At 31.4% G+C, this 25549-nt stretch carries 24 protein-coding genes; 1 reads left to right on the forward strand and 23 read right to left on the reverse strand.

Annotated elements, in window-relative coordinates:
- Positions 1-35: 35 nt before the first annotated feature.
- Positions 36-632 carry a YdcF family protein gene (locus tag ACOYLT_RS03350; RefSeq protein ID WP_422852430.1) on the forward strand — a complete coding sequence of 199 codons (597 nt, stop codon included), beginning with the start codon at positions 36-38 and terminating at the stop codon, positions 630-632.
- Here ACOYLT_RS03350 and ACOYLT_RS03355 read toward each other — a convergent pair.
- From ACOYLT_RS03355 to rfbF, 23 genes are all read right to left on the reverse strand, one after another.
- Positions 629-1180 (reverse strand): sugar transferase, encoded by a 552-nt coding sequence (locus tag ACOYLT_RS03355; protein WP_422852431.1) that lies wholly within the window; start codon positions 1178-1180, stop codon positions 629-631. The two genes, ACOYLT_RS03350 and ACOYLT_RS03355, sit on opposite strands and share 4 nt — an antisense overlap.
- Positions 1170-2063: an NAD-dependent epimerase/dehydratase family protein gene (locus ACOYLT_RS03360; RefSeq protein ID WP_422852432.1), complete on the reverse strand. Its 894-nt coding sequence runs from the start codon at positions 2061-2063 to the stop codon at positions 1170-1172. The genes ACOYLT_RS03355 and ACOYLT_RS03360 overlap by 11 nt, the downstream gene beginning before the upstream one ends.
- Positions 2064-2072: 9 nt before the next feature.
- On the reverse strand, positions 2073-3320 hold the full coding sequence (locus ACOYLT_RS03365) for a glycosyltransferase family 4 protein (RefSeq protein ID WP_422852433.1): 1248 nt from the start codon (positions 3318-3320) through the stop codon (positions 2073-2075).
- Positions 3302-4441, reverse strand: a complete 1140-nt coding sequence (gene wecB / locus ACOYLT_RS03370) for a non-hydrolyzing UDP-N-acetylglucosamine 2-epimerase (RefSeq protein ID WP_422852434.1) — start codon at positions 4439-4441, stop codon at positions 3302-3304. Before wecB ends, ACOYLT_RS03365 begins: the two co-directional genes overlap by 19 nt.
- A gap of 2 nt (positions 4442-4443) precedes the next feature.
- The gene (locus tag ACOYLT_RS03375) at positions 4444-5562 is read right to left on the reverse strand and encodes an NAD-dependent epimerase/dehydratase family protein (RefSeq protein ID WP_422852435.1); all 1119 of its coding nucleotides are present in this window, start codon (positions 5560-5562) and stop codon (positions 4444-4446) included.
- A 38-nt stretch (positions 5563-5600) separates the two neighbouring features.
- Complete coding sequence (locus ACOYLT_RS03380; protein ID WP_422852436.1) at positions 5601-6635, reverse strand: polysaccharide biosynthesis protein; 1035 nt, start codon at positions 6633-6635, stop codon at positions 5601-5603.
- Positions 6619-7404 (reverse strand): AglZ/HisF2 family acetamidino modification protein, encoded by a 786-nt coding sequence (locus ACOYLT_RS03385; protein WP_422852437.1) that lies wholly within the window; start codon positions 7402-7404, stop codon positions 6619-6621. The genes ACOYLT_RS03380 and ACOYLT_RS03385 overlap by 17 nt, the downstream gene beginning before the upstream one ends.
- Positions 7405-7406: 2 nt before the next feature.
- The gene (gene hisH / locus ACOYLT_RS03390; protein ID WP_422852438.1) at positions 7407-8021 is read right to left on the reverse strand and encodes an imidazole glycerol phosphate synthase subunit HisH; all 615 of its coding nucleotides are present in this window, start codon (positions 8019-8021) and stop codon (positions 7407-7409) included.
- The gene (locus ACOYLT_RS03395; protein WP_422852439.1) at positions 8018-9151 is read right to left on the reverse strand and encodes an N-acetyl sugar amidotransferase; all 1134 of its coding nucleotides are present in this window, start codon (positions 9149-9151) and stop codon (positions 8018-8020) included. The genes hisH and ACOYLT_RS03395 overlap by 4 nt, the downstream gene beginning before the upstream one ends.
- A 2-nt stretch (positions 9152-9153) precedes the next feature.
- The gene (locus ACOYLT_RS03400; RefSeq protein WP_422852440.1) at positions 9154-10305 is read right to left on the reverse strand and encodes a glycosyltransferase family 4 protein; all 1152 of its coding nucleotides are present in this window, start codon (positions 10303-10305) and stop codon (positions 9154-9156) included.
- The gene (locus ACOYLT_RS03405) at positions 10302-11447 is read right to left on the reverse strand and encodes a glycosyltransferase family 4 protein (protein ID WP_422852441.1); all 1146 of its coding nucleotides are present in this window, start codon (positions 11445-11447) and stop codon (positions 10302-10304) included. Before ACOYLT_RS03405 ends, ACOYLT_RS03400 begins: the two co-directional genes overlap by 4 nt.
- A complete protein-coding gene (locus tag ACOYLT_RS03410) occupies positions 11444-12739 on the reverse strand; it encodes a phenylacetate--CoA ligase family protein (protein ID WP_422852442.1) in 1296 nt (431 codons plus the stop codon). Before ACOYLT_RS03410 ends, ACOYLT_RS03405 begins: the two co-directional genes overlap by 4 nt.
- Positions 12727-14121 carry an O-antigen polymerase gene (locus ACOYLT_RS03415; RefSeq protein WP_422852443.1) on the reverse strand — a complete coding sequence of 465 codons (1395 nt, stop codon included), beginning with the start codon at positions 14119-14121 and terminating at the stop codon, positions 12727-12729. The genes ACOYLT_RS03410 and ACOYLT_RS03415 overlap by 13 nt, the downstream gene beginning before the upstream one ends.
- 1 nt (position 14122) lies before the next feature.
- Positions 14123-15793, reverse strand: a complete 1671-nt coding sequence (locus ACOYLT_RS03420; RefSeq protein WP_422852444.1) for a capsule biosynthesis protein — start codon at positions 15791-15793, stop codon at positions 14123-14125.
- A gap of 5 nt (positions 15794-15798) precedes the next feature.
- Positions 15799-17736 (reverse strand): transketolase C-terminal domain-containing protein, encoded by a 1938-nt coding sequence (locus tag ACOYLT_RS03425; RefSeq protein ID WP_422852445.1) that lies wholly within the window; start codon positions 17734-17736, stop codon positions 15799-15801.
- Between the two features lies 1 nt (position 17737).
- Positions 17738-18484: a cytidylyltransferase domain-containing protein gene (locus ACOYLT_RS03430; RefSeq protein WP_422852446.1), complete on the reverse strand. Its 747-nt coding sequence runs from the start codon at positions 18482-18484 to the stop codon at positions 17738-17740.
- Between the two features lie 46 nt (positions 18485-18530).
- Complete coding sequence (locus ACOYLT_RS03435; protein WP_422852447.1) at positions 18531-19292, reverse strand: hypothetical protein; 762 nt, start codon at positions 19290-19292, stop codon at positions 18531-18533.
- 504 nt (positions 19293-19796) lie between these two features.
- Positions 19797-21056, reverse strand: a complete 1260-nt coding sequence (locus ACOYLT_RS03440) for a class I SAM-dependent methyltransferase (protein ID WP_422852448.1) — start codon at positions 21054-21056, stop codon at positions 19797-19799.
- 97 nt (positions 21057-21153) lie between these two features.
- Positions 21154-22080: a glycosyltransferase family 2 protein gene (locus ACOYLT_RS03445; protein ID WP_422852449.1), complete on the reverse strand. Its 927-nt coding sequence runs from the start codon at positions 22078-22080 to the stop codon at positions 21154-21156.
- Between the two features lie 8 nt (positions 22081-22088).
- Positions 22089-22925 carry an NAD-dependent epimerase/dehydratase family protein gene (locus ACOYLT_RS03450; RefSeq protein ID WP_422852450.1) on the reverse strand — a complete coding sequence of 279 codons (837 nt, stop codon included), beginning with the start codon at positions 22923-22925 and terminating at the stop codon, positions 22089-22091.
- A 7-nt stretch (positions 22926-22932) separates the two neighbouring features.
- On the reverse strand, positions 22933-23475 hold the full coding sequence (gene rfbC, locus ACOYLT_RS03455; RefSeq protein WP_422852451.1) for a dTDP-4-dehydrorhamnose 3,5-epimerase: 543 nt from the start codon (positions 23473-23475) through the stop codon (positions 22933-22935).
- A 10-nt stretch (positions 23476-23485) separates the two neighbouring features.
- Positions 23486-24538 carry an NAD-dependent epimerase/dehydratase family protein gene (locus ACOYLT_RS03460; RefSeq protein WP_422852452.1) on the reverse strand — a complete coding sequence of 351 codons (1053 nt, stop codon included), beginning with the start codon at positions 24536-24538 and terminating at the stop codon, positions 23486-23488.
- A 139-nt stretch (positions 24539-24677) separates the two neighbouring features.
- Positions 24678-25451, reverse strand: coding sequence for a glucose-1-phosphate cytidylyltransferase (rfbF, locus tag ACOYLT_RS03465; protein ID WP_422852453.1), 774 nt, complete (start codon positions 25449-25451; stop codon positions 24678-24680).
- Positions 25452-25549 lie beyond the last annotated feature (98 nt).

Consider the following 25549-nt stretch of genomic DNA (forward strand, 5'->3'; position numbering starts at 1 on the left):
CGGGTGGCTCAGTTTCAGCGGAATAGTGGCTCAGTTTGAGTGGAATATGCATTAAACTAGTCGAAGGTAGTGAATACAGAAAGCCAATAAGCGCTTTAGATAGCGCAGATGCAATAGTAGTGCTAAGTGGAATGTTGATAATAAATGAAGTGGGAGATTCAACCTTCATAGAATGGGGAGACCCAGATAGGTTTTTTGGAGGGATTGCTTTATTTAAAGCAGATAAGGCTCAAAAGCTTGTATTTACCGGAGGTAAAATGCCATGGAACAAGGCAAAGAAAACAGAGGGAGATGTGTTAAAGGAATATGCTATTTCAAATGGCATACCAACCGAAAAAATATTTGTAACGAAAGATGTGGAGAATACTGCAGACGAAGCAGTGGCTGTAAATGAACTAATAAGCCCAAGTAAAAGAATTATACTTGTAACGTCGGCTTTTCATATGTATAGAGCGAAGATGCTCTTTGAGAAACAAGGATTTATTGTAATTCCTTATAAAGTAGATTTTAAAGCTAGTAGAAATAATACAATAACGTTAATGGCTTTTCTACCAAGTGCTGGGAATACAGAGTTAACCGAAACAGGTATAAGAGAAATTATAGGAAGACTATTTTATTTAGTCAAAAATTAGTGACTAACACCCTTACTAAATATCACATTAGTAAATGTTTTTATTAAAATTTCTAAATCAAAAAGAAATGATTTTTTATAAAGATACTCTTGCTCAAGCTTTACTTTCTCTGAAATTGATATTTCATCTCTACCATTTATTTGAGCCCAACCTGTAATACCCGGCTTTAATTTATCAACTCCGGTTGCGATACGCAATGCCATTAAATCGTCCTGATTATATAATGCAGGCCTAGGTCCTACAAAAACCATTTCCCCTTTAAGTATGTTAATTAAATTAGGGAGCTCATCTAAACTAGTTCTTCTTATGAACTTTCCTATTTTAAGTAAATATTGATCTGGATTAGTTAAAAGATGTGTTGCAACATTTGGCGTATTTTTCTTCATGCTTCTAAATTTAAAGATGTAGAAGTATGAATAATTAATGCCTACCCTTTTTTGTTTAAAGAATACTGGAAAACCGTCCTCAATAAGAATGATCAATGCCACAATTAAGAATAAAGGGGAAAGAAAAACAAGAAGAAATAAGGCTAATGGTCTATTGAACATTAGTATGAAAAGAATTAAATGTTTTTAATAAACCATCCTTTGCAGAAACTTGCAAGTTTTTACCAATGGCAGACTTTATCTTTTGATTACTTACGACATACGATTCTGTTAATTTTTGTAGCCTTTCGGTTGTGAGCGGTAATTGAAGCAAATCTCCCAATTTGGCGAATGCTTTTATTAAGCCTTTAGGTAAGATCCAAATCTTTGGTTTTCTGTTTTGTGATACCGCAAGTAATGAAATTACTTCATTTGTAGAAAGGGCTTCGTCATCTGCTACATTGTACACTCCTGAAGGAATGTCCTTACGATCAATCAATTCTTTAATAATAAACATTAGATTATCAATACTACAGAAGGAACGTTTATTACCGAATGAACCTAATGGCCAGGGAATACCATTAGAAACTAATTTATACAGTAAGTTTAAATTACCCTTGTTTCCTGGTCCATGAATCATGCATGGTCTTAGAATATAAACTCGCTTACCTTCAGGAATTTGTTTTGATAAAATATATTGCTCTGCTAGTAATTTACTTTTCCCGTAATGAGTAATTGGATTAGAAGTTTGTTCTTCTGTTAAAACTCCATACACTTCATCACCCACTGCTTTAACTGAACTCAGAGTAATAAATACTTTAGCGTTGGAAGCTAAAAAGGCATCAAATACTTTTTTGGTTAATTCCGTATTAACTTGGTAATATTCGTCTGAATTTGAAGTTTTTTTTAGATCGTGAGCTTTGCCGGCAAGATGTATGACTATATCTTGATTAATTTCAATTGGCGCCTCTCTTTGATATTTAAAGAAAATAAAAATGCATTTTAAATATTCAAATAAATTTGACCCTACAAATCCAAAACTACCTGTTATAAATATACTAGTCATACTAAAACACTATAATGAGTTAAGTAGATTAGCATATCTCGATACAACTACTTTTTTAGAATAATTTTTAATAATTTCATTATATCCATTAATGCCCATTTCTTCTCTCAATGCTTTATTGTTTGCTAATTTTCTAATTGAATTAGTGAAATTGAGATTTCTATCAGACGTAACAATCTCTGCGCAATTATTTCCTTTCAAAAAATTAAATAATGGTGTCTTTTCTCCTGTAACAACTACTAAGGGCTTTGCACAAGCCATTATTGTATATACTTTAGAAGGAAATCCTTCTTGTTCCATTTGCTGATTTATTGCAATAAAATGTATATCTGCGTAATTATTTATAATAGGAATAAGTTCCCTGCTTTGATAAGGAAATATTCGAACATTAGTTAAATTAAGATCCTGCACTTCCTTTTCTAAAAATTCCTTTTGAACTCCTTCCCCTATTATCCAAAACTCAATATTTTCATCTAAAAGTTCTTTGGCTGCAAATAATACTGGTCCCCAATCTTGAAAAAACCCAATATTGCCTGCGTATAATATCTTTATTTTACCATTTTTTTCGCCAAATATTGAAGGAAGTATTTGTTGAGTTTTCAAAGGCATATATAAGTCTGTATCAACAAAATTTGGAATTATATGTAGTTTTCTAGAATCTCTAAATCTTGGAAGAATCGTAGAATAAAAAACATTGTCAATTGTAACTACCGCATCGGAGTTATTATAAATAAATTTTTCAAATTTCTTTAGCAAATTTATAATTAATGAGGAATTTAAACTTCCTTGATTTATTAATAAATCTGGATAGATTTCCTGAACATTATAAATTGCTTTTGCTCCTTTGATTTTTGAAATCAAAAAAGAGATAAAACCTATACTTAATGGAGGCGAAGGACTTAGAATAAAATTGATCTTCTTTAGTGTTAATCCTAAAATTAAAGAGGCTAGATGCCAATAAACAAATGAAATTATACGCTTTGACGTGCTTTTATATTTTTTTAGTGGAATATGATAAACACGAATTCCATTGAAATAACTTACATAATATAAACCAAATAATTTCTTTGAAAGTGGCTGTTTTTCAAGTTCTGATTCAATCAAATTATAATGTGGTGTAGTTGTTAAAACCACCACATCAAATCCATTATCGACCAGTCCTAAGGCAATATCATTATATAAGTAGGCCGTTGATACCCCATCAGGACTGAATACTATAGAATGAATTAGTACCCTTTTTAAATTTCTTGGCTCCAAACTACTCTTTTGATATAATCAATATAGCTTATGATTATTCTAACCATTTTATCAGAAACATTTGGCATGGAATAATCTGCAACCCTTCTAAATGATCTTTCCTCCCCTCTCTTTTGAGTTTCTAATAGGACTAAAGCTTGTAAAATTCTCTCCGGATTAAGACCAACCATCATGACAGACGCTTCCTCCATTGCTTCAGGTCTTTCATGTGCCTGACGCAAGTTTAATGCAGGAAAATTAAGTGTAGAAGATTCCTCTGAAATAGTACCACTATCAGAAAGGACAGATTTTGAATACAATTGAAGTGCATTGTAATCGTTAAAACCCATGGGTTTCAAAAATTTGACTTCTGGTCGCATCTGAATCTGCATTTTATCAATCATCTTCTGAGTTCTTGGATGCGTACTCACAATTATAGGGAAATGATACACATCAGCAATTTGATTTAAACTTTGCATCAAATTGCTGAAGTTTTCTGGATTACTTATATTTTCCTCCCTATGAGCTGAAACAACAAAATATTCATATTTGTTGAGGCTTAGCTTCGATAATACATCTGAAGATTCTATTGAAGGAAGATAATGATTTAAAACCTCAAACATTGGTGAACCAGTTTTTATAATCCGATCTGCTGGTAAACCCTCCCTTAACAAATATTCTCTGGCAATATCACTGTAGGTTAAGTTAACATCCGAAATATGATCAACAATTTTTCTATTTGTTTCTTCAGGTACTCGTTGATCAAAACATCTATTACCCGCTTCCATATGAAAAATAGGGATATGACGTTTTTTAGCAGGGATAGCACATAAACAGCTATTAGTATCACCCAAAACCAAAAAAGCATCTGGACATAATTCTCCTAATAATGGATCTATTTTTATTAAAATACTCCCTACAGTCTCAGTAGCTGTTTTGCCGGCAGCATTTAAAAAATAATCTGGCTTACGAATTCCTAAATCATCAAAGAAAATTTGATTTAATTCATAATCGTAATTTTGACCTGTATGGACAATAATATGTTCAATTGCAGGGCTATTATCAAGAGCAGCCATAACACGAGATAACCTAATGATTTCAGGACGTGTGCCAACTACAGTAACTACTTTTAATTTTTTCATTATTATACTATTTCAAAATATGTGTCAGGATCATTCGAATCAAAGGGTTCATTGATCCAAAAAATCGTATAAAGTATATCTTCACCGATATTTTTTATATTATGTGTGTGCCATATTGGCATATCAACATAAGCCGGTTCATCTCCATCTAAATAAAAATCATGAACCTCATCAGTACCAATTCTTCTAAGCTGAATTAATGCCTTTCCTTTAATTACCGCAAAACGTTCAATTTTTCTAGTATGAAAGTGATTACCTCTTGTTATTCCAGGTAACGTGGTTGAAAAAGACGTTTGACCAGGAATTCCTTGACGGGCAATTTCAACAAATGCACCTCTATTATCTGCATGCTGTACAAATTTCTTTGGGAAATAGTTTGCCAAATCCATATAACAACGATAGGTATTGAAAAGCTTGTGCTCAAAATCGTTCACCAATACTGGTATCTCCCTATCATCTTGATATGATTTTCGGAAATATTGTAATAAAGATAATATTTCGGAAACTTTGGCTTCAGCAGTGCATGGGATTATTAGTTCATGGGTATTATCATTATTACATATAACGTTTAGGATTTCTTCAACTAATTCCCCTACATAAATCAATTTTAATTCTCCATCAACATCAATTTTGGGTGTTTCATCCCTAGCTATTTGATGACAAAAAGTAGCAATTACGGAATTATAGTTGGGATGGCCAAAAGGTCCAAAAACATTCGGTATAACTAAGCCGGATAAGCTACCGCCACATTGATTAGCCCATTCAGAAAGCAGCAATCTACCCTCTTTTTTAGACTTCCCATATAGATTATCACGTTCTTCTTGAGTGGAAGATGAAATAATTAAATGGGCCTTACTCGCAGTCCTCTTTAGTGAAGCAACTAGACTTTTAACTAATAAGGTGTTGGTTTCATAAATGAGTTGAGGATCATTATGACGATTTAAGGCAGCCAAATGAACAATCACATCACATGATGAGACAAAAGCGTCCAAAGTTTGGTTATCATCAAAAAAGCTTCTATCAAACTCAATTAGAGAAAATTCATCTTTACGCAACGCTAAGGTTTGATACAAGTGATATCCTACAAAACCCTTACTTCCAGTAATCCCAACCTTAATCATTGTAATTTTTTTATTATTTTGACTTCGAAAACAAGTGCTTACACCAAAAAATCAGCAACTTCTTCCCCAAACAATTCTTTTTTAACCAGTGCCAATTTGGAAATAAGATTTTTTACTCCTTCCACATTCAATCTTTCTGTATTATGAGAGTGGTAATCTTCAATTTCAGTCAAATTTTTCTCCCCCTCCGAAAAATACATCGAATAATTCAAATCCCGATTATCCGCAGGAACTCGATAGAAATCGCCCATGTCTTCGGCTTTTACCATCTCTTCTCTCGTACACAACGTTTCATACAATTTTTCGCCATGGCGTGTTCCAATGATATAAATTTCATTATCAACTTTTGCTAATTCTTTTATGGCTTGAGCTAAATCACCAATAGTTGCCGCAGGTGCTTTATTAACAAACAAATCTCCTTGATTTCCATTCTCAAAAGCAAATAAAACCAAATCTACCGCATCATTTAAACTCATTAAAAAACGCGTCATATTGAGATCGGTAATTGTTAATGGAAGACCAGCTTTTATTTGATTGATAAAAAGTGGAATAACAGAACCTCTAGACGCCATTACATTTCCATATCGTGTTAAACAAACAATCGTATTTTGTAAATTCCTGGACTCCGCTATTGCTACCTTTTCCATCATTGCTTTAGAAATACCCATAGCATTAATTGGATAGGCCGCCTTATCTGTGCTCAGGCAAATCACTTTTTTTACCCCATTAAATCCTGCTGCACGTATTACATTTTGAGTTCCTTCAACATTAGTTTTTACAGCCTGCATTGGGAAAAACTCGCATGACGGCACTTGCTTTAATGCTGCAGCATGAAATATATAATCAACACCACGTGTTGCTGGCTCAACACTATCATAATCTCTAACATCACCAATGAAAAATTTTAACTTGGGATTCTTTAATTGATTACGCATATCATCTTGTTTTTTCTCGTCACGAGAAAAAATTCTAATTTCTTTAAAATGATCAGTAACCAAAAAACGTTGCAATACTGCATTCCCAAAAGAACCTGTGCCTCCTGTTATTAGAAGAACTTTATTCTGTATTTCCACTTTTATTGATTTTAAAAATTTTATTTTTTTCTATTTGAGTAGGATAATTGATTAAAACAGCTTTGTAAGGCCCTTTGAATACAAAAAGACTTCCTGAAGCTACTCCAATCACTCCATGTTTATCAATCACTTTTTCTATATCAGCAAGAGATCCCGCCCCACCTAAAACTGTCAAAGGAATAGAAATCGTTTCAGCTATTTTATCAATCAAATTCATATCATAACCCTTCATTGCACCATCCTGATCAATTGAATTGATGATAATTTCACCAGCTCCTAACTGTTCCAATTCTTTCGCGAATTTAATGGGATTAATTCCAGTAGATTTTTTACCGTTATGAGTATAAATTTCATACCCACCTAATAATTTTTTCTTAATATCTAAAACAACAATAATACTCTGCGAACCTACACGATCAGCTATTTGAGTAACTAAATGAGGGTTTTGAATAACTGCACTGCTAAAAGCAATTTTCTCTACACCTAGACCAAATATTTTTTGAGCTTGTTCAACAGTCTTTACTCCACCACCATAACATAAAGGCATTCGCGACTGGTTAGCTAATTTTTCGATTAATATATAATCTGGTTCTTTATTAAGAGCTGTAGCATCGATATCAAAAAAAGCTAATTCATCAACCTCCTTTTCATTAAATATTCGAACCGCATTTATGGGATCTCCTACATATTTGGGAGATTTAAAGTTTACTGTTTTAACTAAACCCTTATCGTGAAGTAATAAACTTGGAATAATTCTAGGACGTAACATTCTTAGAGCTTTGCAAAATTGTGTAATAATTTTTCACCGTATTGATGACTTTTTTCAGGATGAAATTGAATTCCGTATATATTGTCTTTATTGACAGCAGAAGAAAAAGATAAACCATAATCAGAGACAGCAATACAATCTGCTGGATTATTACATTTGAAATAAAATGAATGTAAAAAATAAAAAATAGCTTCTTTTTCTAATCCAACAAAGAGTGGGTGATTCTTAACAGGAGCCACATCATTCCAACCCATGTGCGGAAGTTTAGTGCGTTGCAAAATTAAGTTTTCATCAAATTTCAATATCTCTGAATCAATCCATTTCAAGCCTTCTAATTTACCTTCATCGCTTCGGTTGCCCATCATCTGCATTCCTACACAAATTCCTATAACAGGAACTTTTTTCTCAAGTACTAACTCATCCAATTTTTCACGCATACCAGAAGCATTCAGTTGTCCCATAGCATAATCAAATGATCCAACTCCCGGTAGAATCAATTTTTTTGCATCTGATAAATCTTCGTGTGTTTTAGCAATTTTGGTGGGGATATTTAATCTTTTGTAAACATTTTGAAAAGCAAATATATTTCCAACACCGTAATCAATTAATGTAATCATCTAAAAAGGCGTTTTTCAAGTCCTAAATTTTGCATCATTTTAGCACCAAAACCTATCAATTTGATTTTATTTTTATAATCATGAAAAGTTTTATTTTCACCATCAAAAATTGCTTGTAACTCGCTTCTAGTTAAGTCTAATTTATCAGCAACATAGTCAAATTCCTTTTGCAAAAATTCTTCTGGTAATTCAGGTTTAGAAATACGTACCAATGCCTCATCACGGGTCATTTGTCCAGTTAAAATTAAGCTAGAAAAATGAGCCCGACGCTTCTCAAATCCAAATTTTCTTGGAAGCCAAAAATCTTCGTAAAAACGCGTAAAACGTGATTCGTGATGCTTATGCTGAAACGATTCCCATCCAAATTTGTCCATCAATAATTTTTCGGCATCTACCTTAATGTATGGAATTAAATTAAGTGGCTTAAAAATCTGCATTCCTAAAATGTATCTATAAAATAATTTGTAGGTTAGTATATCAACCAGTGGAAAAGTCTTTAAATGTCTTTTCCCAAATTTAGAATGAATATCCTTAACTAATAAAGTATCAATGCCAGGAAAGCCACCCCACTCTTCTGGCTCCCTACAACATTCGGTAGAAAAATTACCACCAGTCAGTACATACTTAATTTTATTTTTTCGAGCAAATTTATATAAAGCAGAAAAGAAGGCATAGTCTTGTGGTAAATCTTGATCAGCAATTTGAGATTTTAGAAACGCGACTTGCAAATCCTTCATCTCTTCCCAATTTATAACCTCTGTAAACAAATCTAATCCTAAACCGTTACATAATTTTTCAATATTTCCGACAGCTTTGTCAGTATTCCATCCTGCATCTACGTGAAAAAGTAATGGTTTAAGACCCATGATTTCTTTTGCAACATAAGCTACATAAGAACTATCCAAGCCCCCACTTAAACCAATTATACAGTCAAAATCTCTGCCGTTACTATTCTTTTTTATCTTTTCAGCTATTTTCATTAATTCTGTAAAGCCTTTTTTATCAGTATTCCAATTTGGTAAAATAGTTTCTATATAATTAGTATAGTAATCGCTTTCACCTCTTTCGTTGAATTTAATACTTGGATCAGTGGTATCCATAATTGTTTGTGAACATATCTGATAAACCATCTTTAATTATATTTTTTTAATTTATTAACTTTTCGCAAAAATGCAAAAGTTTCACGTGAACATCTTTCCCAAGAATAATTTCTAGAAAGCTGATTTGCGTTTATAGCATTATTATGAACAAGTAACTCATCTTTTAAATATGATTCAATAGAATTTGCAATAGATATTGGACAATCTGGATTAAAATATACTCCAGCATCTTTAAGTACCTCAGGCATTGGGCCGCGATTAGAACATGCAATTGGTAAACCAACACTCATTGCTTCAATAAGTGTATTAGGCATATTTTCACAACTTGAAGCAAATACAAATATATCTGCCGAGCAAAGTATTTGAGGCAAATCAGACTGGCTAACGTATCCAAGTATTTTTACAAATTTTCTATTTGGGTCACATTCTTCTAAAGCTTCGTCTAATTTTCTTTGAGAACCGGTTAACGAATCAACATGACCGCCGCCCGTAAGTGTAAGCCTGACATCAAATCCTTTGCTACGCAAGTTTGCTATTCCACGTACAACATTCCATTGATGTTTATAAGGAGCTATATTTGAAACATACAAAATATCTACTGTTTTCTTTAATAATAGGTTAAAATGATCTGCTTTTTTCGCAAGAAGAAATTCTTTACCTACACCATGAGGTATATAAATCACGTTTCTAAGTTTACCGCACGATTCCTGTATAACTTTTCCTGCATAATGTGTAAGAAAAACTACACCGTTTGATGCACGCAATGATGAATTCTGAATATATTTAAGTAAGATTAACCTAATTTTTTCTACAGAAAAACGGAAACGGTCCATTTCACCAGGTTCATATGAAAGCATGTCTCTGCTCATTGTCACCATTTTGGAGTAACGCGCTACGGATCCTGCATCAATATTAAGCAGAATGTCGCATTTATACTTTTTTAATTCTCTTGGAAGTATAAATTTCTCCCAAATAATTTGCTTTACAATTGATTGCTCAAAAGCTTCACTTATATGAAGTTTTATGAAAGGATGAGAAGGAAGCTTCTTGGACAATCCTTTATGGGTCCAAATATGAATTTCAAGATCAGAATTTTCAATCCAATCTATTTCTGTTATGATTCCAACTAGGTGCGACACTGCCCCACCAGAACGTGCACGTGATGCATTTATACCTACAATCATATATCTTTTTTTGAAAGCGTGCAGAATGATGAAAAAAAGTTATTTATTACTAGATCTTTTGAAAAAAAAGAATCGTAAATACTTAAACTATTATCCCCCATTTCCTCCCATTTTTCTCTTTGTTCTAAAAGTCTCATTAGACTTTCCCTGATTTCTAATTTATTATCAGGATCAAAAGTATAACCATTAAGTCCGTTTTGGACAGCTTCAAAATGATTACCGCATCTGTTGGAAACCAGTAAAGGTAACTCCATTTTTAAAGCTTCTATTATTGATAATGGGCTTGGATCTGCAAAAGATGGCAAACAAAAAATATTAGCTCTCGCATATAAATTTATCATTTCGTTCACATCACATTCTCCAGTTAATATAATATGATTATCAATTCCTCTTTCACTTATATATTCTTCAATTTTACCTTTATCATTACCTGATCCTGCTAATATTATTTTGAATTTTTCAAAATCTTTTTTACTAAATGAAGATAAAAAATTAATTATACCTTTTAATCTTTCTATTAGTCTTGCAGATATGAATACTATTGGAATTTCATTTGCAGCTCTTACTTTTTTTAAGTTATAACTTAATGAGTATTTATTTTCTTGAATAGTATTAGGAAGGAGTACGGATTTATGAACATTAATGCCCCACTTTTCTAATGTAATCTGAGTCATCTTGCCAGATGAAATTTGTATTGTATCTGGATGATTGTAAACAAATTTTCTAGTAATCTTTTTAAGCCAATTGTCATTTCTAGCACCATTTGTTAAATAATTGGCTTCTGACCAAAAATGTAATTTTGCTTTAACTATACCAAATTTTTTTAGAAAGCTTAATATAAGCACATCCAGGTCATTCCAGCTCAAAGCTAAAATTAAATCTATATCACCTGCTTTAATTATTTTCTTTATTAGTGCTAGATTTAGAAAAAGATTAAAATTGTAAATTCTATAATAAAATCCTTCATTTATTAAGAAGTTATGATTTAAAATTAAATTTGAAAATTTCCAACCTGGTCTTGTTACAACTTCTTTTTGCATATACCAAACCTCAAATTTATAATCTAATTCGTGCATTCTATTATACATTTCAACCCTATAAGGAGCTGGAATATCAGTAAAAAAAACTATTCTATTCTTCATAATTCACTAATTATAAATCTTATTTTGCCATAATCATGTGGAATATTTTGTACTTCTTCAAGATCTATTATAATATTTTTTTCTAACCACATTTTTTTAAGAATATTTATTACCTCATTAACTACAATTTTACTTTTATCAGAAGTTGGTACAAATTTTAATATCAATGAGAAATCTTTTTTTTGAATGAATTGAAATTGAATAACCGCTTCTGGATAATCATCGAATATTGTAGTCAAGAACTCACCCGGAACAGAAGATCCATCCATAAATCTTATTAAATCCGATTCCCTACCTTTAACTTTATTTATCAATGGAAATGTTATTCCACATGAACAAACTGAGTTATTTAAACTAACTTTATCACCAATCTTATATCTGATCAAAGGAAATTGATAGTTTGTGAGATCTGTGATTAGTATGTTTCCGACTTCATCAATTTCTAGGTACCTATATAAATCAAAAAAATGTAAACCTGAGCATCTTTCGCATTCAAATGCCAACCAATTAATTTCACAGCTGCCGTATTGATCATAAATAGGGCAGCCAAAAATAAATTTCATTTTATCTCTTGCTTTTTCATTTAAAGGGGCGGAGGTAGTCCATACGAATTTTAGATTTACTAAAGTTAATTTGTATTTTTCTAAAAAAAGTGCAAATTCGTAAACAGCACCTACGTATCCCTCAAGATATACAATATTATTTTTTTTACATTTTTCGTAGAATTTAAAAAAATGCTCATCACTAAGAATATTTATATTAAGATGTACTCTTTTAGTTGGCCACCAAATTACTTTATTAATAAGCCCTGTTAAACCTTTACTAGGATTATACCTTTCTAAAAAACCTGCATTATCAGAAATGTGAGCACCCCATTGCTTTAAAATATACCATCCAAAAACTTCACTTTTAAAAGATTTATCATGAAAAACAGATACGGGCATGCCAGTGCTGCCACCAGTAGTGGATTTAGCAATTAAATTTTTATCATAATTTTTAATAAGAAGATTATTTTCACGCAATTCAATCTTTGTAGTAACTGGGATTAGTTTTAACTCATCTAGACTTTGGAACTGTTTTGGATTAAAATTAATAAGATCAAATCTTTTTTTGTAAAAATCACTAAAATTATAAGCATGAATCAAAATAGCTTTTACTCTAGATAAAATTAATTTTTGTCTATCTATTTCACCTAATTTAGATTCATTTAATAATTTATTATATTGTTCGAGTGATTTTTTTCTAAAAAATAAATTTTTTAGAAAAAATAATGATTTATTTATAGAGAACATTTTACAATTATTAATTTTTTAGAAATTAAAAATGAAATAACTAGACCGGTTGCAAAAGAAAATGCTGAAAAAAGATCACCTCTTAAAGCAAATAAGAAAAAACCTAATGACATTGGATAGAGAATCATATTTTGATCAAAACTAAATTTTTTTGCAATCTGATTTTTTAGATTAATATTTTGCCATGATTTAAACTTATTATCAAGCTTAAATGATACTCTCCCAACAAATAGAAAAAAAATAATTACTCCAATAAAATGAAAATTTAAATAAGCCTCGGCAACTAATGGCATTCCAAAATTTGCCCACAGGACTTCAAAATGTTTGGACAGGTATTCCCATCCAATATATTCTCCAGACCCAACTGGCTTAGTCGGCCAAATTGATCTTGGAATAAAAAAAAGTAACGCTCCGCCAAGCTGCCTGCCATATTCAATTCCTGATTCGTGAACAAATGCTAAAGTATGACACCCCATTTCAAAACCATCAAAATGACCCTCAAACATGTATTCTACTGAAAATCCCTTAACTTGACCAGTAATAAAAAAATTTCTAAATTCAGTTTGGAAAAAAGATCCAGCAATTGAAAAAAGTAAGAAAAAAAGATAAAAAAATGATCTTTTGTGAGATGGAGGAAAAATAATTATTAATATAGGAAAATATAAAAATAAAGTAATGGATCTAGCGGATGAGAGAGGATTAATTATTAAAATAATATTAAAAAGATACACTAGAAATAATAAAATCGAACGTTTATTTTTACTAACAAATTTTAGATTAATAAATGAAAATAAAAATAAAAAAAATACTAAAGGGCGAAATATAAATTCTAAAATTGATTCAAAGGGTGAATGAGTACTCCCCATAGCAGTTCTTACTATTGAGGCGCTTGGGTTAAATCCATAAACCGATATGAGAACAAAAGCTATTATAGTTATTGGAATTGACATCAATAATAAATTTCTTTCAGAAATAGAGTATCTAAAATTTTTGTATTTTTCTTTTTTTACTAAACTCTTTTCATTTCTACTACTTAAATAGTAAGAAATAAAATAAAAGATGTTTCCTAGATTAATTAAAAAAACAAACGGTTTAATTAAACTAAAATCAAATCCAAACCTCCAAACACCAGTTAAATATTGGAAAATAGGAACAAAAGACATAAAAATAAAAGTATAATAACTGTAAATAACTCTTAAGGAGATGCCATCACATGATAATAAATATGAAAAAATTGCACCATTTAATAAAACATTAATTATTAAAAAAGTTATAATATCTATTTGATAATAATAATCAAATAATTTATTACCTTGTTTCACGGTGAAAATAGCCAAACATAAAAATGATAAAAAAATGCTTAGAGTTTTGATATATCTCAACTTACTTGAAATTTATGTTTTCATCTTCATAGATATATTCGGAGCCTTTCATTATTCCATTACAAATAACATCTAGACCTTCGTAATTGCCTTCAGAAAAATTATTTCCAGAATTAATAGATATTTCAAATGGCTTTATATTTTTTGAATTTAATAAAAAAGGCAAAGGTATCATTCTTCTAAAAAAATAATGATACGCATATTTTCTTGCACGACTTATTACTATATCCTCTAATTTCGTAGAGAAAGGGAGTTCATTCAATTTTTCTATGTAGTCTTTAGGTGATGAAACATCAATAGATATCCCTTTATTTCTAATCCAAGCCTCTCCAGCAACAATAACAGGCACACCTCGCGCGGCCAACTCAACACCAGTTTTAGTTCCATATATAATAGCAGAATTACAATCTTCTGCTAAAACATAAGTACTTATTGGATTATCTGAATCTATAATAAATATATTATCGGGTAAAGTAGGGAATACATTTAATATCTCATCTTTTACCTTCTGTCTAGAAGGTAAAGTGCCGGTAATTTCTGCAGGGTGAACTCTAATTATTAATTGAATGTCGTTTCTTTTTATAAAGTAATCTATTGTCACCATTATCCATTCCAACATATTTTTAAACGCGTTATTGGGATAATGCAACTGAGCATCCCACATCACATTAGTCAAGAGTAATACATAAGGCTTTTCAGTATTAAAATTTAAACTCTCAAAAAAAACTTTTTTATCAAATAGTGTGTTCTTGTGAAAATGAATCCAATCATTGGTTCCATACCATCTACTATTCAAATAATCAATAATTTTTTTATCATGTTGAGAATTCCAATTTAAACCCTCCCAGTTTATATTTGGTTCATCCATTAAGGTTTTGTGATATGTATCTTGATGGCTAAAAATAAAACTTGACTTTCGATAAGCAACATGCCAAGTAGTAAATTGTATTCCAAGCTTTTTAAAGGTTTCTGCAAAAACACCTTGAGGCACGTAAATTCCATGATGTATTACCGCATGCATAATTTTTAATTTTCCAGATAAATTCTCAACTACAATTAATGTTATAATTGCTGCAGTTAAATACCTCCTTAAAATTGGTTCAGAAAACTTATCATCTAATTCCGCTTTAGCATAAAATCTTAAGGCTCCTGCAAAGGCATGTTCACCAACTGGAATATTCTTGTACTCAAAATTTTTTATTTGATTAAGAGGCAGATTTTTTATTAATACTTCTATCTCCTTTTTTTCATTGATACTGATAAGTTCACTCATTTTATGTACCTCACATCCTATTTTTTTATACATTAAAATTGCTGGTCGAAAACAACTTTGGCACATTAAATAACTGGGTCCATTTTTTGCAAAATTTTCTTCATTTCGATCCCAATCAATATCAGTTTGAAAACAGGCAGGTAATACCTGATCACATATTAAAACATGAGGTTTGCCACCACGTAATCTAATCGATTGTGCTAAGACACTTTCTACAAAAGTGCCACTTGTATATGACCCTCCGCCAATACAAAATAATATATTCTTATCTGATTCAGAATTTTTAATAATTTCAGATTGGTCTAAATTCCATACTGGCTGCCCAAATAAGTTTCTAGAATATCTAACAATATTTCTAATAATGGAAATATTTTTTAAAGAAGTTTTAAAGTTTTTCATGAAAACTAACTATTTAATAAAATTTTGGAAATTCTATTAACAATTGAAACTACGTCCATTTTATGATAAGCTAATACTTCCTCAGGCTGTCCAGAATTAGGAATACTATCAATACAAATGCAAGTAATCTGTTTGTCAATTTTAAGTTTATTAAATATTGCTCCAATTCTTTGGCCTAATCCCCCTTCATAATAATGATTATCTATAACTACAATATTTTTAAATTGATTAATATTCTTTGAAACCCAAAATTCGTCTATTTGATTCAACCATGGAATATTTAAAACACCAACAGATATTTTAAATTTCTCTTCAATTTCTAAAGCTGCTATGTATGCATTTCTTAAAAATATTGGTCCGTATGAAATAATTAATAAATCTACACCTTTCTTGACAAATATTCCTCGACCAAATTCGAGTTGTAAATCTTCAACTCTATAGGGTAATTCAATTGGAACACTCACCAATCTTATATATACACTTGATTTAGACTGATAAATTGCCCATTCAACAAAACGCTTGGTTTCCAATTCATTACTTGGCTCTACAACGATTAATCCTGGTATTGAAGAAATTGAAGCTATATCCCTGACGGCTTGATGAGAATGGCCAGGACCTGCGGGTAACAAACCAGATAATGAACCAACATATATAATTTTAGTTTTTTCTGTTGAATTATTATACATCTGTTCATTAGGTCTGCTGGATAAAAAACAAGAGAATGAATGAACAATTGGGAGCATACCTTTTAATGCCATTCCTCCCGCAATTGAAACCATATCCTGCTCTGCGATTCCGCACTCAATAAAACGATCAGGAAATCTATCTTTAAAAGGAATCAATCCGGTGTCCAATATCAGATCGGCATCAAGTGCAACGATATTGTTATTTTTTTCGGTTTCTAAAATAAGTGCTTCTGAATAAGCTTGAACTAATTTTTCTTGTTTTCCAATAACAACTGAGGACATTCCAATGCGATTAATTTCTTCATAAGCAAGTTCACCTAAACTATTAGATTCAAATTCAACTATAGCAGCGTTTAACAATTCAAGTGCTGCTTTGCCATAATTATCTGGATTTGGTGCCCCACTATGAAATTTGTAATATTCTACATCTGAATCAAGCGAACTATGTTCCATAAATGAAACACCCTTTCCTTTAATTGTATCTGCAATTATTACTTTTGGTTGGTTCGTTACCTTTTTCCCTTCCTCAACAACTTCCAATAATGCTTCTATATCGTTTCCATCTACTCTATATACTTTCCATCCAAAAGATGCAAGTTTTGCTTCCAGATCACCCAAATCAGATACTTTATTAACAAATGTATCTGATTGCAATTTGTTATGGTCTATAATAACAGTTAACTCCCCCATCTTAAAGTTCTTTGCAGATATCAATGATTCCCAGAATTGCCCTTCTTGCAACTCTCCATCTCCTGTTAAAACGTAATAATTTTTACTGATCTTTTTAATCCTATCAGCTATTATCATTCCTTTTGCTTTTGAGACGCCCATTCCCAGAGACCCGGTATTAGTAACAATTCCTGGAGTATGAATGTCTGGATGGCCAGGTAATCCATTGAGGCGTCTCAATTGATGAATAAATGAAAAATCAAGGATTCCCAAACCAATCATTACACTGTAAAGTGCAGGGGCATCATGTCCTTTTGAAGAAAAGAAGACAGACAAAGTTTCATCATGATTTTTCTTTGTATGCATTTCAGAAAGCATTAAACTCATAACTTCCATGCTGCTAAAACTACTGCCTAAGTGGCCCGAACCAGCATTTGCCACCATATACAAAACATTAACTCTACACAAAGAACTAAGCAACTTAAGTTTATTAGGCCTACTTAAATCAGAGTTTATTAATCGTAAAAATTCCCGAAAAGGAATGAAAATTAATTTTCCATTGACAATTTCACCAATTTGATCCCCCATGTTATATTTTTTTAAAAGGTTTGATTTGTATATTAGTTAATAGGCCTTCGCCTGATTTAATAAAATGTTCTGCAAGGATCCAGTCTTCGGGGTCGTTAATGTCAAATCCCTCCAAGCCTTCGCTAATAAAAGGAATAATTGAATTACCTGCTATGCTGCCTTTTTGAAGGGCCACTTTTGTCCAAGCAATTTCAAGGCTAGCATTTTGAATATATACTTCAGGTAATGAGGTATATTGTGAACTATGCCATGGAACGTCTAAATTCTTGAATGGCAGTAGTGGAAACATCCGTCTATTATCAATCAACCACATCTTACCTGGATGCTCTGTTACTTTCTGAACTGCGCGCAATGAATCAGCCGTACCCTCATCTGAAAAAAAATTCCAGGCACGTATTATGGTGGAAGACAACCTAAATGGGTTTGTTGGGCGCAGAATGCTGAACACGTCGTAAGATTCCCCTATGTTTTGCAGATAGCCAAGTATCCATTGTACCCACTCAATATCAGAAGATTTATCACCAGATATGTCTTGCGGTCTTAGATGTGGTACTTCTGCACCGTAGTATTTTGCTATTACTGCATATTCCTCGTCATCCGTAACGCAAACTACTTTATCAAACACACCACTCTCAATTGCGGCAATAATTGAGTAGGCAATCAGTGGATGTTGGTTGAGCTGCTTTACATTCTTGTTTACAATTCTTTTGGACCCACTGCGAGCAGGAATGAATGCAATTACTTTCATTGTTTATATTTAAATATGTAAAAAAACGGCACATATAACACAAGCTTTAATGCTGCAATGAAAGCTTTTTACGACCTTCAACAGCAAAAAAAGCTTTGTCGGTAGAAATTTTAAAATTGCGTTTTGAGATACCGGCGAACGATGTGTAAGTGAATGTGTAAAGGAAACGTTCACTACTTATACAATGCCCTCCTTTATGCAAGCCACTTGTATCAGCAAAAACAATTGTACCGTCCTTCAATGTAAACGTTTTTTGTTCTTCGTTGATAAAGTATGATTCGATATCTTTATCATCAACAACTACGCCATTTGGAAATTTCCTTGGAAAGAGACTGCCAAATTTACCAGTATGTTGTGATGATTCAATATATGAAAGTGGCCCAGATTCCAATGATACATCTCCCAGATAAAGGAACACTTTCAATAGTTTAAGATCCTCATAATCTCGGTGCCATTTCTGTGAACTTTTTGGCGCATCCTTTTTAGGAATATTGAGCCAGTAATCGATATTAGTTATGCGAGGATGGGAGCCCAAATGTTTCACAGCAAGATCGTAGAAAAAATTATTTATGACCAATTCGTTGATTTTATCGTCTAAAGAAATTGGTAAATCTTCATCGTAAAAACGGGCAACAAAATCTTTGCCTCTTTTGAAACGGTCTCCCCCACCTTCAGTCATTAAATCGTTATTGAGTTTTTCTTTCACAACATTTGCAATCGGTTTCAGGTTTTTTAAGTAATAGCCTTCACCAAAAATTTCATCGATGTGCATCATCGAATATCCTTTCTCCTCGAGATCTCGTAGCAAACTTTCTTGCATGAAGGAGAGTTTTAATTGTTTATATTTATATTTTTTTACAAACAACCCATGTACAAGGCTCGACATCCTGATTTTGTAATATAAACTAAAAATACCAGAATAAAAATTTCTTAAAATACTTAACATAAATATTGGTTTTTATAATTTGATAGTGTCCAACTATTAAATAAAAAAAATAATTCGACTTTTTATTTTTTTTAAATTTGATTGATAAAAAAATTGTCTTCCGATGCTCACAAATAAAAATTTTCCTTATAAGTAATATTATTAAGCAAAATTTGTTTGAAAAAAATTAAAATCAACTTTTATAGCTTATTTATTTTACTCTCTACTTAATTGAGAGGTGTTCTTATTGTTTGTATTTAAACTGTCAGTATTTTCTTGAATAAAATTTAATAGATTATTTATTGGAAAATCTGATTCTTGTGTAAGATTAATTGTGTTGCATATTATTAAAGAAACCTATCAAGATTAAAAAATTAATTGGACTCGTTATTTATCTAAAACAGTCAATCCTTTACTTTTAGTAAAAAAGGTAAGTGCATCTTTTTGGTCATCTTCAACTGTAACATTGATGTATTCAACTCCAACAATGGCACTTCTAACTAGTGGAAGTTGAGTTGCTTTAATTATAATACTTTTAGCAAGAGACTTAATTCTTTCTTGACGAGTAATAAAGGCCAATACACCTGATATAACTTTTATGGCTTTTAAGCCTAAAGTAAAAAAGAATGACCCCAAAAGATTCCATACGATGAATCCATTATTAGTGCCCTTGTTCAAACCCGGATTAAAATAATTAATATTGAAAATGCCTTCATTAGATGAGTAAGGCTTTTTGATATATTCAAGGGCTTTGCTTATCCTGTTTTTACAATCAAAATTTTCACTATTTACTACAATATATTTTTTTGATTGTATCATTTTTCTAGAACCCGCTACTGCCAATTGAGAATTATTCCCATCCCACAAGTAAGTATTAAGTCCTGCTGCATCGTAAATTGCTTTAAAAGAATAGGGTGTATAGTTATGCAAATGCGGATAATACAATGGTAAATGGATAGGCGATTCAGCTAGTACATTTGGTACGGATACAATTATAATACCATTATCCGATAGTAGTTTACTAAGATCAATTATTAATTTTCGTGGGCTAACCAAATGTTCAGCAACATGGTTAAGGAATATTAAATCAAACAAACCTACTTTTTTTGCTAGTGCAATTGATTCGTTAACTGACCCCCATACAACACGACCCGGAAAATTACTTTCCGATTGTTTGAAACGCTTTGCACCTATCTCCACACCGTAAAATTCGTGAAATCCTTCAAGTTCTAGTGACTTTAATCCGTCGCCTAAACCACAACCGAAGTCTAATATCCTTATGTCTTTGCTCAAATATAAATCCCGTATATGATGAATTGGAGACCAGATAGAATAATTTGGCTTGATGGTTACTGGAGTTACTTTTTTCATATTAAGTTGTCGATGCCATTGATTATGATAAAATTCTTCAGAGTTCTTTTCGTTTGGTGCATAATTATAGTATGCATGTCCACATGCGTTGCATATTAAGTAACCAATAGCAAATTGGTCTTTGTTGTCTGATTTTATTTCTGCTAATGTTGTTCGGTTTGATGATAAGCAACATGGGCATGAATCTTGATAATTGTAACCAAGATATTCTTCAGGCTCAATTGTTCTCAAACAATAGTTTCCTAAAGGGCTGACAGTGTTTAAAATAATTCTCATTTTTTTATCTTATGGTATATAAATAAAGTTATGTCTTGATATGTGTTAAATTTTAAAAAAGATTTAGTATATAATATATCAATTAAGAAATTTTTTTTTAGACATTATTATTTGTCTTTTCGGTAGTTATACCTATTTCTTTAATTTTTAAAAAAATTGATAATCTTCGTAAATAGGATGAAGTGGATAAGATACCAACTAGAATATAATAAGAGTAAAAAAATAAAACAGTTAAATATCTATTTATATATTTTATCCTAAAATTTCTATAAACAATCATCTTCAAAAGTTCGAAAATTGCTTTTAAAGATTGAAGATTTGATGTATAATATTTAAATAATATTTTATCTTTTGATTCATACCTCTCAAAATTTAACTGAACATATATTCTTCTACACCAATTATATTTTCCACTATAACAGAAATTTTCATGCAGACCAACGTAGTTAGCAAAGACACCATCATAATATCTACATTTTGGAAGAGGAAGATAACTTTTAAGAATTTTTGTTTTCCATAGTCCATAAAATACATAACTACACCTTTTACTCCCCAAAGCCAGTGATCGTATAAATGATAATTTACTTTTCTCTTTTTGATCGTTGGGTTTGATATTCAGTTTACCCAAAAAAATATTTGACTCATCTACAAGTTTAACATTTGGAAATGCTAACACAGAATTTACATTGTTACAAATAGTCAGAAACAATTCTTCCAAACAATCTTTTTCTAAATAATCATCAGATGATGCCCACATAAAATATTCGGACATAGATTTATTTAAAACAAACTCAAAATTATTTCGTTGTCCAATATTACAATTTTGACGAAAGTATTTTATTCTTTTGTCTTTTAGTTCATATGTTTTGCAAATTTCCTCAGTTCGATCATTCGAATTATTATCGGATATAATTAATTCGAAATTTGTAAAAGATTGATTGATGATAGATTCAATCGCATATCCTATATATTTTTCGTCATTAAATACAGGTAAACCAATTGAAATTATAGGGTTATTAAACATCTTATTTTTTAACTTAAATTGGAAATGCCAACTACACAAGGTGGGTCTGTCAAATTATCTGGCCTAGCACCGAATTTCAAAAGTTCGACTTTGCCGTATTCGCCAGCAATGTTTTCAGCTAGCTGCCTTATTGTAATAGGGATTCCAGTACAAATATTTATTGGTCCAGTTTGACTACCAAGAGCTACTTTAACTATCTTTTTAGCCACATCAGAAACATTTGAAAAATCACGAATTTGATTTCCACTTGATAGTTCGGCCACTTCTCCGCTTATCATTTTTTTTCTAAGATATGGTACAAGCCTTCTTTCGTCTTCGCCTTCGCCAAAAAGATAAAATAATCTACACCACGCAAAATGAATTGAGTGATTTTGGAAAAGGTGAAATAAACTAAAATAAAGTGATGCTTTTGAAGAAGCATAAATAGAAGCCGGCTCCAAAGGTGTGTTGATTGACAAAAAACCATTTTGGAAATTATATTCAAAACAAGTTCCAATCCCAACAAATTTTTTAATACCAGCCCTTATAGAAGCTTTTGCGAATGAAATTGATCCAATCAAACAATCGATATTTTTGTTTGATTGCAAGTATTTTCCAGGTTCAGCATACCAAGCAGCATGAATAATTATATCAACTTCTTTACATTGCTCATAGAACCAACTTTCAGATTCACAAAATAAATCATCTGTAAAAACAATTCGTGTGATATTTGAAATATTTGTAAACAAACTCTCTCTTCCACTGCGAATAAGAAGTATTATATCAACATCCATTTCAGATAATAACTTGACTACATGCTTACCAACAAAACCAGAAGCCCCAGTTACAAGTATTTTTTGCCTCATATACAAACTATATTTTAACTAAGTCTTTAAATTGTTGTCCCATCTTATCTTTATCAGAAATAATTAACGGAGTTATAGGCCAATTTATAGCAACTGTTTCATCACTCCAAATTAAAGTACGTTCTGATAAAGGTTCGTATCTATTAGAAACCATATAAATAATTTCAGAATCAGGTTGAAGAGTAACAAAGCCATGAGCAAAACCTTTGGGCACATACATCATAGTTCGATTATTTGAATTCAATTCTGTGCCATACCATTGGCCAAATGTAGTTGAATCATTACGCATGTCTACAATCACATCCCATATTGCACCTTTAATACAACGTACAATTTTAACTTCGGAATGAGGCAAGATTTGATAATGAAGTCCGCGCAATGTACCAACGGTTTTACTAAGTGAATTATTCACTTGTACCCAAGTTGTATTTAATCCAGCATCACAGAATTCTTTTTCGCAAAAATATCTAGCAAAAAAACCTCTTTCATCCTCTCTTGTCTCTAAATCTATTAAATAGGCGTCATTTAATGGGGTGGCTGTAAATTTCATTTTATATTATTTAATTATTATAAATCCAACGTAATCCTGTACTTAAATTGTTATTTTTTATTCGGTTTCTAAGTGAGTTTAATCTAATAAAATTTGAATTTCTAAAATCTTTGTCATTAAATCCTAGATGATTTAAATTAAAAATTAACCTTCTTATTGATTCTTCCAATTTAATCTGAGGCACGAAATTTGGAGCTAGTGACTCAAATAAGGAGAAATCAACTGCATATGAACGCTTGTCAGGAGGTGCATTTTCATTTATACTAATTATTGTTCCAGGTAATTGTTCTGCTACTTTATCTGCAATAACTTTAACTTGAAAATTATTAATGTTTTTACCAGCATTAATTGCAAGAAATTGACCTCCTTCCTCCTTCTTTCTGAGAATAGCCCATGCTATTGCCCTTGCCATATCTTCAACATCAATCAAAGGTCTCCAAGGACTTCCATCACTCTGAACTGTAATTTTCGAAACTGAAATCGCGCTTGCCACAAAATCGTTTAAAACAAGATCAAGACGCAGTCTTGGAGACCACCCACACGCTGTTGCAAACCTAAGGCTGGTGAAAATCATATTCCCAAGGCTTAGCTTTTTAACATCTTCCTCTGTACCAATTTTTGATTTTGCATAAGAAGTTAATGGATTGGTTGGATCAGTTTCTTTCCTCGCCCCCCCCTCACTATAACCATACATCGAACAACTAGAGGCATAAACAAAATTTTTTACACCGGCATTTATAGCTATTTGAGCCAACCTTACACTTGCACTTCTATTAATTTCTTCAGTTACATTTTCAAACTCTACACCCATTGGATCATTTGAAATTGCAGCCAAATGGATAACAGAATCAATGCCAATTAAAAAATCTTCTTTAATATCTCGAATATCGCCATAATGTTGAGTATCTACCAAATATTCAGGGTTTACCTCTAAATCTACAAGGTCATTGGCAAAAAAAGCAGAATCATACCCAACTATATTTACTGAAGGATAATAATTTCTGAGTACTTTACATAAAATTGGACCTACATATCCTAAATTTCCGGTTATTAATACATTCATAAGATTTAAGTAATTTTTTTATTATATTTATAAAATAAAGGAAAAATTAAAATTGATACCGCTTTTAATTTATTTAAGAGTGTTTTATTTTAATGTATAGAATTGTAAAATAAAATGTTACCTTAAAATTGCCTTTTGATTACCATGTTTTCCAAGGTGCATTACCAGATTTCCATAATTCATTTAACATATTTTTTTCTCTTAAAGTATCCATTGGTTGCCAAAAACCATAATGTTTGTATGCAAATAATTGACCTGCTTCAGCGATTTTCGTTAAAGAATCGCTTTCCCAGCTAGAATGATCGCCATCTATAAAATCTATTACACTTGTATTTAGAACAAAAAAACCGCCATTAATCCAACTACCATCACCTTCTGGCTTTTCTTTAAAATGATCAACAATGTTATTTTGACCAAAAACCATTGCGCCATATCGACCTGGTGGCCTAGTAGCAGTTATTGTAGCAATTCCTCCATGGGTTTTATGAAACTCTATTAATTCAGAAATATTTACATTACCTAATCCATCACCATATGTGAAACAAAAGATATCATCATTTTTCAAATAATTTCTCACTCTTTTTAGTCGGCCACCTGTCATTGTATCATCTCCAGTTTCTACTAAGGTTATATTCCAAGGTTCCGAAAAATTTTGAATTATTTCTAAATGATTCTCCTTTAGATTACACTTTATATCAGACATTTGAATAAAATAATTAGAAAAATATTCTTTTATTATGTACCCTTTATAACCACAACAAATTATAAAATCATTTATTCCATAAGAGGAATAAATTTTCATAATGTGCCATAGTATTGGTTTGGATCCAATTTCAACCATAGGTTTAGGTTTTATTCCGGTTTCTTCAGAAATTCTAGTACCTAATCCTCCTGCTAAGATAACGGCCTTCATGTTTTATAGTATTTAAGTGAATTATTTTATTTTAACGACTAACCCTTGCCCTGATGCTAGTGTAAGAATATTTTGGTTATTTATTTTAAAAAAATTAT

This window comes from Flavobacterium sp. (assembly GCF_049318185.1).
Taxonomy (GTDB): Bacteria; Bacteroidota; Bacteroidia; order Flavobacteriales; family Flavobacteriaceae; genus Flavobacterium.